The organism is Pyxidicoccus sp. M15 (assembly GCF_056858435.1).
Genome location: NZ_CM166495.1, coordinates 3516493 through 3531711 on the forward strand (window position 1 = coordinate 3516493; position 15219 = coordinate 3531711).

The window sequence follows — 15219 nt, forward strand, 5'->3', positions numbered from 1 at the left end:
CCCCGTGAGAGTGCGGCACGAGCCTGTCACGCGGCTCCGTGGTCCAGACTCCTCAGGCGGTGAATCAGCCACTCCGCCACGTAGGGGGCGTGAGAGGCATTGAGCAGCGAGAAGTGGTCGCCCGGTGTTTCAACCACAGTGCACTCACCGGTGAGCCAGGGGCCCCAGCCCAGGTCTGCGGCGCGAGGCTCACCCTGGACGGACGTGGCGGCCCGGATGAGCACCGTGGGCCCCGCGTAGGGACCTGGCAGGTAGGTGCGGCGTGCCTCGAAGAGGCGCTGGAAGACGCCGAAGAGGCGCTCCAGGGCCTCGGCGTCCAGCTCCAGCGCGCCCGGCCTCCAGCGCCGGACCTGTTCCAACAGGTAGGCCCGCTGCTCGGGACCTTGCAGGTGGAGGAGCTGCTCCAGGTCCAGCGGCAGCTCCCGCCACGGCAGGCCCAGCACCGCGCCGAAGGTGGCCAGCTCGGTGAGGGCATCCGGTGGCGGCTGGAGCGCGGGGGCGGGCGTGTCGAGCAGCGCGAGCAGCTCCACCCGCTCCCCCACGTCCTGGAGCTGGCGTGCCATCTCGTAGGCCACGAGTCCGCCGAAGGACCAGCCTCCCAGCAGGTAGGGCCCGTGCGGTTGCACGGCGCGCACCTGGGTCAGGTACCTGGACGCGAGGGTCTCCACGGACGCGGGAGGTAGCTCTCCACCCTCCAGGCCGGAGGCCTGCAGTCCGTACACGGGCAGCTCCGCGCCACAATGGCGGACCAGCTCCGCGTAGCCCAGCACTCCGCCGCCGCCGCCATGGACGAGGAAGAGCGGACGCCCGGACGTCCCGCCCGGGTCCAGCCGTGTCAGGTTGGGCGTGGCGCCCGTGGCTTCGCTCCGCTGCTCCAGCCACTGCGCCAGCCGCTCCACGGTGGCGGACTGGAAGAGGGCCGACACCGGAATGGAATGGCCGGTGCTCTCTCGCACGCGCGCCACCAGGCGCACCGCGAGCAGCGAGTGGCCGCCCAGCGCGAAGAAGTCGTCGGTGACACCCACCTGAGGCGCCTGGAGCACGCTGGCGAAGGCGTCCGCGAGCCGTGCCTCCAGCGGCGTGCGGGGGGCGACATGGTCGGGCTCGGCGGGAGGCGGCGCGGGAGGTGCCGTGACTTCCGCCTCCCTCCTGGGCACAGGCGGCGGAGGGAGGACCTCGCTGGTGGTGAGGGCCAGGGGGGCCTCGGGCCGTGCGAGCAGGGCCTCCACCAGCATGCGGTAGTGCTCCACCAGCCGCGCCACCGTGCTCGCATCGAACAGGTCGGTGTTGTAGCTGAGAGCGCCCTGGTAGCCCTCCGCCGACTCCCGGAGGCTCATCTCCAGCTCGAAGCGCACGGCGGGCGTGTCCAGCTCCAGCGGTTGCAAGGTGAGCGCTCCGCCTTGAGGCGGCGGCGTGGGCGCGTTCTGGAAGGCGAAGATGACCTGGAACAGCGGCGTGCGGCGCAAATCTCGCGGTGGCCGCAGCGCCTCCACCAGCTTCTCGAAGGGCACGTCCTGGTGCGCGTAGGCCCCCAGCGTCGTCTCGCGCACCTGCCGCAGCAGGGCCAGGAACGAGTCGCGCCCGTCCACCCGCGCGCGGAACACCAGCGTGTTGAGGAAGAAGCCGATGAGGCCTTCCAGGTCTGCATGCCGCCGGCCGGCGATGGGCGTGCCCACGGCGATGTCCTGCTGCCGGCAGACGTGCGACATGAGCGCCTGCCAGGCCGCGAGCAGCGCCATGAATGGCGTGAGGCCCTCCCGTTGGCACAGCGCCTGGAGCGCCTCCGAGACGGGACGTGAGAGCTCGAAGGTCACCTGCGCCCCGCGGAAGGTCTGCATGGGCGGATACGGCCGGTCCGTGGGCAGCGCCAGCTTGGAGACGCCGGCGAGCTGCTCGCGCCACCAGGACAGCTGCGAGTCCAGCACCGCGCCCTGGAGCCACTGGCGCTGCCAGACGGCATGGTCCGCGTACTGCAATGGCAGCGGCGTCAGCGGAGACGGGCGGCCCCGCGAGAAGGCGTCGTAGAGCGCGGCGACCTCGTGCACCAGCACCTCCATGGACCAGCCGTCGGAGACGATGTGGTGCATGTCGAGCGCGAACACGTGCTCGGTGGGGCCCAGCTTCCACAGCCCCGCGCGGATGAGCGGACCGGTGGCGAGGTCGAACGGGCGCTGGAGCTCCGCCCGGAGCTGCTGTCGCAGCGCTTCCTGCTCGGCTTCCGGTGTCAGGCCGCTCAGGTCCACGCGGTGCAGCGGAAGCTCGGCGTGAGGGAGGATGACCTGGAGGGGCTGGCCCGCCTCTTGAGTGAAGACGGTGCGCAGCGCCTCGTGCCGGTGGACCAGCTCGGACAGGGCGCGCTGGAGCGCGGTGTCGTCCAGCGGCCCCTCCAGGCGCAGGGCGGCGGGCATGTTGTACGTGGCGAGGCCGGGCTCGAGCTGGTCGATGAACCACAGGCGCTGCTGCGCGAAGGACACCGGCAGCGGTCCCGTGCGCGGGACCGGGACGAGGGCGGGCGCGTCACCCTGCTCGGAAGTGGCCCGGGCCTCTTCGATGCGCCGGGCCAGGGCCTCCACGGTGGGGTGCTCGAAGAGCGCGCGCAGAGGGAGCTCCACCGCGAAGGCGGTGCGGAGCCGGGAGACGAGCTGCGTCGCCAGCAGCGAGTGTCCGCCCAGGGCGAAGAAGCTGTCGTGCAGCCCCACTCGCTGCACCTGAAGCAGCGCGGCCATGAGCTCCGCGAGCGACTGTTCCGTCGGGGTTCTCGGAGCGACGTACGAAGCCTCGGTCCCGGAGCGCACCGAGCCGGGCGCGGGCAGGGCCCCCCGGTCCACCTTGCCCCGGGCCGTGAGCGGCAGCGCGTCGAGCACCACCAGCGACGTGGGCACCATGTACTCGGGCAGACGCTGGAGGAGGAAGTCGCGCAGGCCCGCGGTGTCCAGCGACGGTGGCGCGACGACGTAGCCCACCAGCCGCTTGTCGCCGGGTGCATCCTCTCTCGCCAGGGCGACGGCCTCGCGCACGTCGCCGTGTGCCAGCAGCGCGGCTTCGACTTCGGCGAGCTCGATGCGGTAGCCGCGCACCTTCACCTGTGCGTCGGCGCGGCCGAGGAACTCCAGCACCCCGTCATGGCGCCAGCGCGCGAGGTCTCCCGTGCGGTACAGGCGCGCGCCCGGGACACGGGAGAAGGCATCGGGGACGAAGCGCTCCGCGGTGAGGGCGGGCTGCTCCAGGTAGCCACGCGCCACGCCGTCACCGCCGATGAACAGCTCGCCGGTGATGCCGGAGGGCACGGGCTGGCGGGAGGCATCCAGCACGTACACCTGGGTATTGCCGATGGGACGGCCGATGGGGACGGAGGTGCCCACCTGCTCGACGCCCGTCATGCGATGGGTGGAGGCGAAGAGTGTCGTCTCCGTGGGGCCGTAGCAGGCCGTCACCGGGATGCGCAGCTCCTCCAGCACGCGGCGCACGTGCGGCGCGCTCACCACGTCACCCCCGGTGAGCAGTTGCTTCACGTTCTTCAGCGCGGCGAGGTTCTGGTCCACCACCTGGGTGAAGAGGCCGGCGGTGAGGTGCAGCGTCGTCACGCCGTGCTTCGTGAGGATGGCCTCCAGTTCCTTCACGTCGGAGGGCGGGTGCGGCGGGAAGACGACGAGCTTCGCGCCATGGAGCAGCGGGCCCCACAGCTCCAGCGTGGACGCGTCGAAGGAGATGGGGGCGATGAGGAGGAAGGTCTCCTCCGGGCCGAGCTGCGCGTAGTCGTTGCCGAAGAGGGTGCGCAGCACTGCGGATTGCGGAGTGCCGACACCCTTGGGCCGGCCCGTGGAGCCGGAGGTGAAGTCGATGTACGCGAGGCTGTCAGGCCAGGCCGTGCAGGGCGGCGCATGTCGCGGCGTGCCCTGCGCCGGCAGGTCCTCCAGCACCAGCGTGACGAGTCGCTTCGTGGGCAGCTTCGCCAGCAGCTCACGTGAGGTGAGGAGCACGCGAGGCCGTGCGTCCTCCACCATGGCCTCGAGGCGCTCGCGCGGGTACGCCGGGTCCAGCGGGACGTAGGCGCCACCGGCCTTGAGGATGGCGACGAGGGCGACAACCAGCTCCAGCGAGCGCTCCAGCGCAATCGCCACGCGCGAGTCGGTGGACACGCCCAGGCCGCGCAGGTGATGCGCGAGCTGATTCGCGCGCTCATCCAGCTGCCGGTAGGTGAGTGTCGCTTCACCGAGTTCGACGGCGACCTTGTCCGCGTACCGGGCCACCACCTGAGAGAACACCTCGGGCACGGTGAGGCCGCGCGGGTATTCGGTGGCGGTGGCGTTCCAGTCCACCAGCAGCTTCCGCCGCTCCGCCTCCGGCAGCATGGAGGCCGAAGCCAGCGGCGCCTCGGGCTGACTCACGAGGGATTGCGTCAGCGTGTGGAAGTGTTCCGCCAGCCGCAGGGCCGTGGCGTGCTCGAACAGGTCGGTGTTGAAGGTGAGCTGGCCGACGTAGCCCGCGGACATGCGCGCCATGCTCAGCTCCAGCTCGAAGCGCGTCACCGTGCCCTCGGCCTCGTTGAGCGGCCGGAGGGCGAGGCCGGGGAGGGAGAGCGGAGGCAGGGGCGCGTTCTGGAGGGCGAAGAGGACCTGGACGAGGGGAGGGCGGCTGAGGTCGCGCTGGAGGTGGAGAGAGTCGACGATGCGCTCGAAGGGGAGGGACTGGTGAGCGAAGGCGTCGAGGGTGGTGTCGCGCACCTGGGAGAGGAGAGCGAGGAAGGAGTCGGAGGGGGAGAGGCGGGAGCGGAGGGGGAGGGTGCGGACGAAGAAGCCGATGAGGGCTTCGAGCTCCGGGGCGTCGCGGCCCGCGAGAGGAGAGGCGACGAGGACTTCGGACTGGCCGGAGTAGCGGTGGAGAAGGAAGGAGTAGGAGGCCAGCAGGGCCATGAAGGGGGTGACGGCGTGCTGGCGGCAGAGGGAGTCGAGAGCGTCCGCGAGGTGAGGGGGGAGGAGGACGGGGACGGAAGCACCGCGAGAGGACTGGACGGCGGGGCGGGGCTTGTCGGTGGGCAGCTCGAGGGCGTGGGGGACGTCAGCGAGGTGCTGGCGCCACCAGGCCAGGTGCTCGTCGAGGACGGGGCCCTGCAGCCACTGGCGCTGCCAGCCGGAGAAGTCGGCGTACTGCAGGGGCAGAGGAGGAAGGGGCGAGGGCCGGTGCTGGGAGAAGGCCTCGTAGAGGGCGGCGACTTCACGCACCAGCACGCCCATGGACCAGCCGTCGGAGACGATGTGGTGGAGGGTGAGCAGCAGCACGTGCACGTCTTCGCCGAGGCGCAGCAGGACGGCGCGCAGCAGAGGGCCGGTGGCCAGCTCGAAGGGGCGCAGGGCCTCTTCTCGCGCGAGGCGCCGCACTTCTTCCGCACGGCGTGACTCTGACAACTCCTCCAGCGACTCTCGCGTGAGGCCGAAGCCTCCGTCCTCGTGGATGCACTGCACGGGCTGGCCTTCGCGCGAGACGAAGGTGGTGCGCAGGGCCTCGTGGCGGCGCACCACTTCCTTCAGCGCGGCCTCCAGGACGTCCGCATCCAGCGCCCCTTCCAGGCGCAGGGAGATGGGGATGTTGTAGAGCGGGCTGCCGGGTTCGAGCTGGTCGATGAACCACAGTCGCTGCTGCGCGAGGGACAGCGACAGCTCACCCGTGCGCGGCACTGGCACCAGCGGCGGTCGCGCGAAGCCGGAGGCGGGCTGCCGGGCCGCGTCCACCTTCCGGGCCAGCGCGCCCAGCGTCGGCGTGGAGAAGAACTCCCGCAGGGAGAGCTCGGCGCCCAGGGCGGAGCGGATGCGGGAGACGACCTGGGTGGCCAGCAGCGAGTGGCCTCCCAAATCGAAGAAGTTGTCGTCGAACCCGACACGCGACACGCCCAGCAGCCGGGCCCAGATGTCCGCGAGCAGCGTCTCCGTGGGCGTGCGTGGCGCTGCGCCGCTGGCGGCCGAGGACGGCGCGCCCGGCGCGGGGAGCGCTCTCCGGTCCACCTTGCCGTTCGCCGTCAGCGGCAGGGCCGGGAGCACCACGAGTGCCGAGGGCACCATGTACTCGGGCAGGCGCTGCTGGAGGAAGGCGCGCAGCTCGGACGGCTGCAGGTCGCCCTGGGCTTCCGCGGGCGCCGCCACGACGTAGCCCGCGAGGCGCTTGTCCCCGGGGAGGTCCTCGCGCACCAGCGCCACGGCCTCGCGCACTCGCGGGTGGGCGAGCAGCGCGGCCTCGACCTCTCCCAGCTCGATGCGGAAGCCGCGCACCTTCACCTGGCTGTCGCCGCGGCCGAGGTACTCGAGGATTCCATCCTCGCGCCAGCGCACGCGGTCTCCCGTGCGGTAGAGGCGCGCGCCGGGCACGGTGGAGAACGGGTCCGGGACGAAGCGCTCGGCGGTGAGGGCCGGCTGCTCCACGTAGCCGCGGCCCACGCACTCTCCGCCGATGAACAGCTCCCCCACCACTCCCACGGGCACCGGCTGCCCGCCCGTGTCCAGCGCGTACACGCGCGTGTTGCCGATGGGCCGGCCGATGGGGACCGTCGTGCTGACCTGCGAGGGCTCCGTCATGCGGTTGCAGACGGCGTAGACGGTGGTCTCGGTGGGGCCGTAGCCGTTGGTGAGCGAGCCCGGCAGTTGCTCCAGCACCTGCCGCGCGTGGAGCGCGCTCACCACGTCACCGCCCGAGATGATCTGCTTCACGGTGCGCAGCGACTCGAACTCGAACTCCACCATCTGGCTGAAGAGGCCGGAGGCGAGCCAGAGCGTGGAGATGCGCTCGCGGCGCACCAGCGTCGCCAGCTCCTCGAGCGACGGCGTGTGAGGTGGCAGCAGTACGAGCCGGGCCCCGTGCAGCAGCGCTCCCCAGACCTCGGCGACCGAGACGTCGAAGGAGACGGGGGCTGTCTGGAGAATGGACTCCTCGGGGCCGTAGTCGAGGTAGTCGACTCCGAAGACGGTGCGCTGCACGGTCCGGTGCTCGATGGCGACGCCCTTGGGGCGGCCGGTGCTGCCGGAGGTGAAGATGATGTACGCGAGGCTGCCGGGCGTGGCCGTCGACGGCGGCGCGGTGGTGGGCAGGCCGTCCAGGGGCATGTCCTCCAACACCACGGTGGACAGGCCCTCGGTGGGCAGCCGGGACACGAGCGCGCGCCGGGTGATGAAGACGCGAGGGCGTGCGTCCTCCACCATGTTAGCGAGCCGCGCGGCGGGAGAGTTGACGTCCAGCGGGACGTACGCGCCGCCCGCCTTGGCGACCGCGACGATGCAGACGATGAGCTCCAGCGAGCGCTCCAGCCCGAGCGCCACCCTGTCATCGGTGGTCACACCCAGGGCGCGCAGGTGGTGCGCGAGCTGGCTTGAGCGCTCATCGAGCTGCCGGTATGTGAGGCGCGTCCCGCCGAGCTGCACGGCGATGGCGTCGGGGTAGCGGGCCGCGGCCCGGGCGAAGCCCTCGGGAAGGGTGACGTCGCGAGGGTAGTCGGTGGCCGTCGCGTTCCAGTCCACGAGCATCCGCTGGCGCTCGGAGTCGGTGAGGATGGAGGCCGACGCGAGCGACGCCTCGGGCCGGGCCACCAGCGCCTCCACCAACTGGCGGAAGTGCGCGGCGAGGCGCTCGGCCGTGGAGCGCTCGAAGAGGTCCACGTTGTAGGCGAGCTGCCCCGCGTAGCCCCCGGACGTCCGCCACAGGTACAGCTCCAGCTCCAGCTTGATGACCTCGCTGCCGGGGCCCTCCAGCGGCCGGAGGGCGAGGCCGGGGAGGGAGAGTGGAGGCAGGGGCGCATTCTGGAGAGCGAAGAGGACCTGGACGAGGGGCGGACGGCTGAGGTCGCGCTGGAGGTGGAGGGAGTCGACGATGCGCTCGAAGGGGAGGGACTGGTGAGCGAAGGCGTCGAGGGTGGTGTCGCGCACCTGGGAGAGGAGAGCGAGGAAGGAGTCGGAGGGGTAGAGGCGGGAGCGGAGGGGGAGGGTGCGGACGAAGAAGCCGATGAGGGCTTCGAGCTCCGGGGCGTCGCGGCCGGCGAGAGGGGAGGCGACGAGGACTTCGGACTGGCCGGAGTAGCGGTGCAGAAGGAGGGAGTAGGAGGCCAGCAGGGCCATGAAGGGGGTGACGGCGTGCTGGCGGCAGAGGGAGTCGAGAGCGTCCGCGAGGTGAGGAGGCAGGAGGACGGGGACGGAAGCACCGCGAGAGGACTGGACGGCGGGGCGGGGCTTGTCGGTGGGCAGCTCGAGGGCGTGGGGGACGTCAGCGAGGTGCTGACGCCACCAGGCCAGGTGCTCATCGAGGACGGGGCCCTGCAGCCACTGGCGCTGCCAGCCGGAGAAGTCGGCGTACTGAAGGGGCAGAGGAGGAAGGGGCGAGGGCAGGTGCTGGGAGAAGGCCTCGTAGAGGGCGGCGACTTCGCGCACCAGCACGCCCATGGACCAGCCGTCGGAGACGATGTGGTGGAGGGTGAGCAGCAGGACGTGCACGTCTTCGCCGAGGCGCAGCAGGACGGCGCGCAGCAGCGGACCGGTGGCCAAGTCGAAGGGGCGCAGGGCCTCTTCTCTCGCGAGGCGCCGGGCCTCGTCCTCGCGCTGCGAGTCGGGCAGCGGCGTCAGGTCCACCTGGGTCAGGTGGAGGGTGCCCTCGGGGTGGATGCACTGCACGGGCTGGCCTTCGCGCGAGACGAAGGTGGTGCGCAGGGCCTCATGGCGGCGCACCACTTCCTTCAGCGTGGCCTCCAGGGCCTCCGGGACCAGGGTGCCGTCCAGCCGGAGGGCGGTGGGCATGTTGTACGTCGCCATGCCCGGCTCTAGCTGATCGATGAACCACAGCCGCTGCTGCGCGAAGGACAGCGGCAGCTCGCCCGTGCGCGGCACGGGGACGAGCGGCGGAAGTGTCAGGCCCCGTGTCTCGCTCCGGGCCGCGTCCACCTGCCGGGCCAGCTCGCCCAGCGTCGGGGCGGAGAAGACCTCGCGCACGGCGAAGTCGGTACCGAAGACGGCGCGGATGCGGGAGACGACCTGGGTGGCCAGCAGCGAGTGGCCGCCGAGCTCGAAGAAGTTGTCATCGACTCCGACGCGCGAGACGCCGAGCACCTGGGTCCAGATATCCGCGAGCAACACCTCCGTGGGCGTGCGCGGCGCGAGGTGCTTCGCGGTGACCGTGGCGGAGTCGGGTGAGGGAAGCGCTGCCCTGTCCACCTTGCCGTTGGGACTGACAGGCAGCGCCGGGAGCGCCATGAGCGCCGAGGGCACCATGTGCTCGGGAAGCTGCTGGGCGAGGAGCGTGCGCAGCCCCTGCGTGTCCAGGACGGAGGCCGTGGGCGCGGGCACGACGTAGGCGACGAGGCGGGGCCCGGTGGGGCCGTCGTCGCGCACCAGGGCGACGGCCTCGGAGACGTCCGGATGGGAGCGCAGGACGGCTTCGACTTCGCCCAGCTCGATGCGGAAGCCGCGCAGCTTCACCTGGAAGTCGGTGCGGCCCAGGTACTCGAGTTGGCCGTCGGGCCTCCAGCGCACGCGGTCTCCGGTGCGGTAGAGGCGCTCACCGGGCACTCCGCTGAAGGCGTCCGGGACGAAGCGCTCCGCGGTGAGCGAGGGCCGGTGCAGGTATCCGCGCGCCACGCCGACGCCGCCGATGAAGAGCTCGCCGGGGACGCCGACGGGGACGGGCTGCAGGTGGGCGTCGAGGACGAAGACGCGCACGTTGGGCAGCGGGCGTCCGAGAGGAGGTGTGGAGCCGTCCGCCACGCACGCGGCCATGGAGGCGCAGACGGTGGCTTCGGTGGGGCCGTAGACGTTGAGGAAGGTGCGGCCGGGGGCCCACCGGGCCACCAGCTCCGGGAAGCAGGCCTCGCCGCCGGAGACGATGGTGCGCAGCGAGGGCAATCCATCGGCTGGCAGGGCGTTGAGGGCGGAGGGCGTCAGGGAGAGGACGTGGACGTCGTGCTGCTGGAGCAGGCGGGCCAGCGCGGGGCCGGGCTGCACGGCCTCGTCGGAGGCCAGGCACACCGTGGCGCCGGAGAGCAGCGCGGGAATAGCCTCCCAGACGAAGGCGTCGAAGCCGGGCGAGGCGAACTGGAGCACGCGCGTGCCGGGCCCCAGCCCCTGCGGCTGCACCTGGCTTCGCGCCAGGTTGGGCACGCCCCGGTGGGGCACCATGACGCCCTTGGGCTGTCCGGTGCTGCCGGAGGTGTAGATGACGTACGCGAGCCCGTCGGCGGTGGCCAGCGGATCAGGCGGCGTGGAGGGCTGACCGGAGAGCTGCTGCGTGAGTGCATCCACCTCCAGCACCAGCACGCCGTGCGGCGCTGGCACATCGAGCGACGAATGCGTCAGCAGCAGCGGCGCGGCACAGTCCTCCAGCATGAAGGCCAGCCGTCCCGAGGGATAGGCGGGGTCCATGGGGACGAAGGCGCCACCGGCCTTGAGCACGGCGAGCACCGCCACCACCCACTCGGGCGAGCGCGGCAGGCACAGGGCGACCCGCGTCTCCGCGCGCACGCCATGCGCGCGCAGCACGTGGGCCAGCGCGTTGGCGCGAGCGTCGAGCTGCGCGTACGTGAGCACCGTGGCTTCGAAGCGCACCGCCTCCGCGTCGGGCGTGTGCCGTGCCTGCGCCTCGAACAACTCGTGGATGCAGGCTCCGTCCGGGAAGGGCTCGGTCCGGCCGCTCCAGTCCACGAGCACCTGCCGCTGCTCCTCGGCGGACAGCAGCGGCAGCATCGCCACCGGCCGGGTGGAGTCCTGGCAGATGGCCGCGAGCAGAGTCCGGAGGTGCCCCGCCATGCGCTCGATGGTGGAGGCGTCGAACAGGTCGGTGGCGTAGTGGAGGCTGCCGCTGAAGCCCTCCGCCGTCTCCTCCAGCGCGAGGTTCAGGTCGAACCGCGCCGGCACGGTGTCCGGAAGGAGCGGGAGCAGCCGCAGCCCGGGGAGCTCCAGCGCGGGCATGGGCGTGTTCAGCAGGCTGAAGCTGGTCTGGTACAGCGGCGCCTGGTTGAGGCTTCGCTGCGGGCGGAGCTCCTCGACGAGCTTCGCGAAGGGCACGTCCTGGTGCTCGTAGGCGGCGAGCGTGGTCTCCCGCACCTGCTCCAGCAGCACGAGGAACGAAGCACGCGGGGCGATGCGCGCGCGCAGGGCCAGGTTGTTGACGAAGAAGCCGATGAGCCCTTCGGTCCCCGCGTCGTTCCTGCCTGCGATGGGCGAGCCGACGACGAGGTCGTCCTGTCCGGAGTAGCGGTGCAGCAGCACCTGGAAGGCCGCCAGCAGCGTCATGAACGGCGTCGCGCCCTGCCGCCGCGAGAGGGCCTTGAGGTGCTCGGAGAGGTCCGTGGGGATTCGCACGGGCACGAAGGCGCCCCGCGAGGACGGCACGGCGGGACGCGGCTTGTCGGTGGGCAGCTCCAGCGAGTGCGGCACGCCGTCGAGCCGCTGTCTCCACCAGGAGAGCTGCCCTTCCAGCACCTCGCCTTCGAGCCAGCCACGCTGCCAGACGGAGTAGTCCGCGTACTGGACCGGGAGGGGCGGGAGCGGCGAAGGCTGGCCCCGCAGGAAGGCGTCGTAGAGCGCCGCGACTTCGCGCACCAGCACGCCCAGGGACCAGCCGTCGAAGACGATGTGGTGCAGCGTGAGCAGCAGCACGTGCTCGGTGTCACCGAGGCGCAGCAGCACGGCGCGCAGCAGGGGGCCTGCGGCGAGGTCGAAGGGACGCAGGGCTTCTTCGCGCGCGAGGCGCCGGGCCTCCTGTCCGGAGTCGGAGCCTGACGTCAGGTCCACCTGGGGCAGGTGGAACGTCGGGTCCGGCTGGATGCACTGGACGGGCTGGCCCTCGCGCGAGACGAAGGTGGTGCGCAGGGCCTCGTGGCGGCGCACCACCTCGGCCAGCGCGGCCTCCAGTGCTCCGGCGTCCAGCGTGCCCTCCAGGCGGAGGGCGGCGGGCATGTTGTACGTCGAGTTGCCCGGCTCGAGCTGGTCGATGAACCACAGCCGCTGCTGCGCGAAGGACAGCGGCAGCTCGCCCGTGCGAGGCATGGGGACGAGCGGCGGAAGCGTGAGTCCTCCTGTGGCCCCGCGAGCCACGTCCACCTGCCGGGCCAGCGCGCCCAGCGTCGGGGCGGAGAAGAGCTCCCGCACGGGGAGCTCCGTGCCGAAGACGGCGCGGATGCGGGAGACGACCTGGGTGGCCAGCAGCGAGTGGCCGCCGAGCTCGAAGAAGTTGTCGCCCGTGCCCACGCGCGAGACACCCAGCACCTGGGCCCAGATATCCGCGAGCAGTTCCTCGGTGGGCGTGCTCGGGGGCGCGTAGCCGGCGGAGGCCGCGCCGGTGCCGCCCAGGTCCGGAGCGGGCAGGGCCTTCCGGTCCACCTTGCCGTTGGCTGTCAGCGGCAGCGTCGGCAGCGGCACCAGCGCCGAGGGCAGCATGTGCTCCGGAAGGAGCGTGGAGGCGAAGTCGCGCAGCGCCTGCGAGTCCAGGGCGGAGGCCGTGGGCGAGGGCACGACGTAGGCGACGAGGCGGGGCCCGGTGGGGCCGTCGTCGCGCACCAGGGCCACGGCCTCGGAGACGTCCGGATGGGAGCGCAGGACGGCTTCGACTTCGCCCAGCTCGATGCGGAAGCCGCGCAGCTTCACCTGGAAGTCGGTGCGGCCCAGGTAGTCCAGCGTGCCGTCGGAGTTCCAGCGCACGCGGTCGCCCGTGCGGTAGAGGCGCGCGCCGGAAGTGCCGCTGAAGGCGTCCGGGACGAAGCGCTCCGCGGTGAGCGAGGGCCGGTGCAGGTAGCCGCGCGCCACGCCGACACCGCCGATGAAGAGCTCACCGGGGACGCCGACGGGGACGGGCTGCAGGTGGGCGTCGAGGACGAAGACGCGCACGTTGGGCAGGGGCGCGCCGATGGAGGGCTTCTGGCCGTCGGGCACACACGTGGCCACGGAGGCACAGACGGTGGCTTCGGTGGGGCCGTAGGCGTTGAAGAAGGTGCGGCCGGGGGCCCACCGGGCCACCAGCTCCGGGGAGCAGGCCTCGCCCGCGGAGACGACGGTGCGCAGCGAGGGCAGTCCGTCGGCTGGCAGGGCGTTGAGGGCGGAGGGCGTCAGGGACAGGACGTGGACGTCGTGTTGCTGGAGCAGGCGGGCCAGCGCGGGGCCGGGCTGCACGGCCTCGTCGGAGGCCAGGCACACCGTGGCTCCTGAGAGCAGCGGGGGAAGGGTCTCCCAGATGAAGGCGTCGAAGCCGGGCGAGGCGAACTGGAGCACGCGCGTGCCGGGCCCCAGCCCCTGCGGCCGCACCTGGCTGCGCACGAGGTTGAGCACGCCCCGGTGGGGCACCATGACGCCCTTGGGCTGGCCGGTGCTGCCGGACGTGTAGATGACGTACGCGAGCCCATCGGCCAGGGTCTGCGATGCAAGCGGAGTCGTCGGCTGGCCGGCCAGGCGGGGCTCCAGCGCGTCCATGGCCAGCGCCAACACGCCAGGAGGCGTCGGCACATCGAGCGACGAGTGCGTCAGCAGCAGCGGCGCGCCGCAGTCCTCCAGCATGAACTCCAGCCGTTCCGAGGGATAGGCGGGGTCCATGGGGACGAAGGCCCCACCGGCTTTGAGCACGGCGAGCACCGCCACCAGCCACTCGGGCGAGCGCGGCAGGCACAGCGCCACGCGAGTCTCCGCGCTCACACCATAGGCATGCAGCAGGTGCGCCAGCGCGTTGGCGCGAGCGTCGAGCTGCGCGTACGTGAGCACCGTGGCTTCGAACCGCACCGCCTCCGCGTCGGGCGTGTGCCGTGCCTGCGCCTCGAACAACTCGTGGATGCAGGCTCCGTCGGGGAAGGGCTCGGTCCGGCCACTCCAGTCCACGAGCACCTGCCGCTGCTCCTCGGCGGACAGCAGGGGCAGCTCGCTCAGGCGCCTGCCGGGGGCGGCGATGATGCCCTCCAGCAGCGTGTGCAGGTGCCCCAGCATGCGGGAGATGCGCTCGGGCTCGAAGAGGTCGGTGCGGTACACCACCGCGACGCGCAGCCCCTGCTCCAGCTCGGTGAACAGGAGGGACACGTCCTGCTGGCTGGCGCCGCTGTCGACAGGCTGCGCCTCCATGCGCAACCCCGGCAGCTCCAGCGGAGGCAGGGGCGCGTTCTGGAGGGTCAGCGACACCTGGAACAGGGGTGTGATTCCCGGCCGCCGCTCGGGACGGAGTGCCTCCACCAGCGTCTCGAAGGGCACGTCCTGGTGGGCCATGGCCCCGAGGACGCCCTCGTGCACGCGGCCCAGCAGCTCCAGGAAGGACGGGTCCCCAGACAGGTCCAGCGGCAGGGGCAGGGCATTGACGAACAGCCCGACCAGTCCCTCCAGCTCCGCGCGGGAGCGCCCGGCCACCGGCGTGCCCACGACGACGTCCGGCTGCCCGCTGTAGCGGGACAGCAGCACGCCGTACGCGGCCATCAGGAGCGAGAAGAGGGTACAGCCCTCGTGGCGGGCCAGCGTGCGGAGCGAGTCGAGCAACGCCAGGGGCAGCACCACCGTCTGCCGCGCGCCACGCGTGGAGGCCAACGGGGTCCGGGGCCGGTCCGTGGGCAGCTCCAGCACCGCATCCGCGTCCAGCCGCTCTCGCCACCAGGCGAGCCGCGAGTCCAGCACCTCTCCCTGGAGCCAGCCGCGCTGCCACGTCGCGTAGTCCGCGTACTGCATGGGCAGCGGAGGCAGGGGCGACGCACGACCCTCGGCGAGCGCCGGGTAGAGCACGCCCAGCTCCCGCACCAGCACTCCCAGGGACCAGGCGTCCGAGACGAGGTGGTGCACGTTGAGCAGCAACAGGTGCTCGGTGGCGCTCATCCGGTAGAGCACCGCCCGCAGCAGCGGCCCCTGCTCCACGTCGAAGGGGCGGCGCGCCTCGTCGTGCAGCGCGCGCCACACGGCGTCCTCGGGGACCTCGCCCAGCTCCACCACCGGGAGGGCGGCCTCCGCGGCGGGGGAGATGAGCTGGCGCGGCTGGCCGTCCTGCTCGACGAAGGTGGTCCGCAGCGCCTCGTGCCGGCGAATCACCTCGTCGAGCGCACGGCGCAGGACGTCCGCGTCCAGCGTGCCCGAGAGGCGCACGGCCGTGGGGATGTTGAAGACCGTCCCCCCGGCGTTGAGCCGCTCCTGGAGCCAGAAGCCTTCCTGCGCGAACGACACGGGCTCGCGGCGGGCACGTGCGCGCTCGCGCAGCAGCTCGGCGAGCCGCGCGCGCTTCTGCTCGGGCGTGAGCGCCATG

General features: G+C 72.2%; 1 protein-coding gene. It reads right to left on the reverse strand.

Going from position 1 to position 15219, the window contains the following annotated elements; translation table 11 throughout:
• Positions 1 to 26: 26 nt before the first annotated feature.
• Positions 27 to 15218 carry a non-ribosomal peptide synthetase gene (locus tag ACX9TP_RS13280; RefSeq protein WP_482980085.1) on the reverse strand — a complete coding sequence of 5064 codons (15192 nt, stop codon included), beginning with the start codon at positions 15216 to 15218 and terminating at the stop codon, positions 27 to 29.
• Between the last annotated feature and the right edge of the window lies 1 nt (position 15219).